The sequence below is a fragment of the Mesorhizobium sp. M7A.F.Ca.CA.002.05.1.1 genome (genome assembly GCF_003998335.1).
GTDB lineage: Bacteria > Pseudomonadota > Alphaproteobacteria > Rhizobiales > Rhizobiaceae > Mesorhizobium.
The window spans coordinates 1-3,057 of the sequence record NZ_RZQI01000735.1 but is presented as its reverse complement, the minus strand read 5'-3'; the positions used below and the strand labels follow the sequence as shown (position 1 = coordinate 3,057).

The following is a 3,057-nucleotide window of genomic DNA, read 5'->3' as shown; positions in this document are numbered from 1 at the left end:
TCTGGGGTCCGCTCGCCTACGCCATGATGGGCGGCATCCTCGTTGCCACGGTGCTGACCATCCTGGTCCTGCCTGCCGGCTACGCCCTGTTCTTCGGCCGGGAGCCGAAGAAGCGCGGGGCGGAGGGGCGGACCGACGATCTGGAACTGAGCCAGGAAGCCGAAAAGCCGCAACTGGCGCTGGCCGCCGAATAGACCGATCACGCCAGTCGAAAAGGATCGGGCGCGCCGAAGCGCGCCCGATCCTTTTCACTTTTACGAGGTCAGATGACGAAGAACCAGTTGGCGAGCAGCATCACCACCACGCCGGCGACCAGGGTCAGGTAGGGCAGTATGCCCGCCTTTTTGACCGAGAGGTCGGCCCCCGTCATGCCGAGATCGGCCAGCATGTGGTCGGGGAACTTGCCCTTGTCCTGGATGTAATGGCGGAAGCAGAACACCGGGATGATCAGGGCTGCCGTGATCAGGCCGGCCCACAGCGCCATCGGGTTCCAAACTTTGGCTCCCGCGCCCATGAAGATCATGTTGACATAGGCGAAGATCGCGCCGACGCCGAGCAACCAGCTCGGTGCTTTCCAAGGCCGGGCGATATGGCCGTTGTCGATGCGGTGGATCCAGCCGGCATTGAGGTTGAGGAAGTTGAAGATGATATAGCCGCAGTTCGACACGGCGAGGATGAAGAAGAAGCTCGTCGCGTCGGCAGAGGCGATGGCCAGCACGATCAGGTTGAAGACGAGATCGGTCCACATTGCCCGCGTCGGCGCGCCATGTTCGTTGACATGGCTGAGATAGCGCGGCAGCCAGCCATCGACCGAGCCCTGGTAGAGCGTGCGTGAAGAGCCGGCCATGGCCGTCATGATGCACAGAACCAGAGCCAGGATCATCAGCATCACCAAGAGGCTGTGGATCAGCGCCCCGCCGCCGACCATGCCGGCCAGCGCGTCGGCGACACCGGAGCCGTCGACGATCGGTGTCGCCAGCATGCCGTTGAGGCCAAGCACGCCCTGGAAGGTGAACGGCACCAGGATGAACAGCAGCATGCACAAAAGGCCGGAATAGAAGATGGCCTTGAACGTGTCGGTGCCCGGGTTCTTGAACTCCGAGGTGTAGCAGACGGCGGTCTCGAAGCCGTAGGTCGACCAGGCGGCGATGAACATGCCGCCAAGCACCAGCGTCCAGCCGGCAATGTTCCAGGCGCCGGGCTCGGGCGCGTAGGCTGCCGCCAGCGGCACCAGCGGCGAAAAATTCGCCCAGTTGATCTGGCCGGTGACGATCGGCACGACGCCGACGATCAGCATCGGGATGATGACCAGCAGGCCGATATATTTCTGCACGTTGGCAGTGCCGAGGATGCCGCGATGCTGGATGGCGAAGATGATCAGCATCAGCACCGCGCCGATGAAGAAGGTCGCGTTGAGGGTGAACGAGACCGGCCCCAGCGTGTGGCTGTAGAGCGTCCAGTTGCGGATCACCGGCGTTGCCGCGGTGGTCACCGCCGTGATGGCGTCGGCAGCACTCGTCCCGGCATGCGCGGCGATATAGGCGACGACTTCGGGCGAGGCATCGGTGAACAGCGGCACCGGCGCCAACGCGTTGAGGATATAAGCTGCGGCGATCGAGCAGCCGAGCGACAGCACCGGCGACCAGGCGAACCAGTTGCACCAGACCGACAGCGGCGCGATGAACTTGGAATAGCGCAGCCAAGCGGTGGCGCCGTAGATCGACGCGCCGCCCGACTTGTTCGGAAACAGGCCGGCGATTTCGGCATAGGTGAAGGATTGCAGGAAGCCCATGATCATGGAGAAGATCCAGATCGCGAAGGCCAGCGTGCCGGTCGTGCCGGCAATGCCGCCGATCGAGAACAGGACGAGGGCAGGCACGCCGCTCGCCACCCAGAAGGCGCCGCGCCAGTCGATATTTCGGTGCAACTTGCCTTCGGCAAGCGGCTCCAGGACAGTCGTTATCGTGCTCATATGTCTCTGTTCCCCATTTTGATGTTCCCCGTTCGTGACCGCCGCGGCTTCGCTAGGCTCACCATCGACGCATGCATTGATCGACTGCTGGTGTTTCCACTCAGTCGTATTTTTTTCTTAGGAGTGAAGATTGATCCGGCGCGCTTTCACGTCAAGCGAATTGTCGCGCCGTGCACATCACGCTTGCGAAACATGTCAGCTTCACACTGGCGGGCAGGATTGTTCGGAAAAGGACCAGGGGTCTGGAAACGAAAAACCCGCCGGAGGCGGGTCCCGGCGCAAATCAGCACCATGGACGAATATGTAGCATAGCTGCCCTCAGCAGGTCAAGAAAAAATTCCTATCAGGCTGCCAGCACGGCCTCACTGTCTTCGGAGGAAGGCCGTCAGGAGCGTGGTTTGATCTTTTGCGGATCGTAGTGGGCGAAGGCGACGACGCGCGCCAGCAGCCGTTTGGCATGGCCGTCGAGCTTGCCGATCTCGACCTCGGTACCGACAGCCGAATGGGTGACGTCGAGCCTGGCCAGCGCGACGGTCTTGTTCAACACCGGCGAGCGCATGCCCGACGTGACCACGCCGATCTGGGCGCGGCCGACATGCACGCAATCGCCATGGCCGACGTCGACATTGGCGTCGATGTCGAGGCCGACCAGCTTCGTCTGCGGGTGCTCCTTGCGGCGGATCAGCGCCTCGCGGCCGATGAAATCGTCGGTCTTGCTCTTCAGCGGCACGGTGAAGCCGATGCCGGCCTCGAACGGATCGGTCTGGTCGGAGAATTCGTAGCCGGCGAAGATCAGCCCGGCCTCGATGCGCACCATGTCCAGCGCCTGCAGCCCCATCGGCTTCAGCCCATGCGGCTGGCCGGCTTCCCAGATGGCGTCGAACACCTTTTCGGCGTCGCGCGGATGGCACCAGATCTCGTAGCCGAGTTCGCCGGTATAGCCGGTGCGCGAGACGACGACCGGAATGCCGTTGCCGCCACCAATGCGGGCGACGGCGAAGCGGAACCATTCGAGCTCGTCGATCGACGGCTGCAATGGCGAAGTCCAGATCACTTCTCGCAGGATGTCGCGGCTCTTCGGACCC

3 protein-coding genes are annotated in these 3,057 nt (G+C 62.9%); 1 reads left to right on the top strand and 2 read right to left on the bottom strand.

Annotated features, from left to right (window positions below):
- The coding region (locus EN939_RS27535) for an efflux RND transporter permease subunit (protein ID WP_164751269.1) at positions 1-194 on the top strand (194 nt) is incomplete at its 5' end.
- A 68-nt stretch (positions 195-262) separates the two neighbouring features.
- Here EN939_RS27535 and EN939_RS27530 read toward each other — a convergent pair.
- Positions 263-1,972, bottom strand: coding sequence for an APC family permease (locus tag EN939_RS27530; protein ID WP_127270074.1), 1,710 nt, complete (start codon positions 1,970-1,972; stop codon positions 263-265).
- Between the two features lie 385 nt (positions 1,973-2,357).
- Positions 2,358-3,057: aminomethyltransferase family protein (locus EN939_RS27525; RefSeq protein WP_164751268.1), on the bottom strand; the 700-nt coding region annotated here is incomplete at its 5' end.

What these genes read in the sequence shown, in the direction of transcription:
- EN939_RS27530 (WP_127270074.1), bottom strand. Translation starts at nt 1,972, where the DNA reads ATGAGCACGATAACGACTGTCCTGGAGCCGCTTGCCGAAGGCAAGTTG.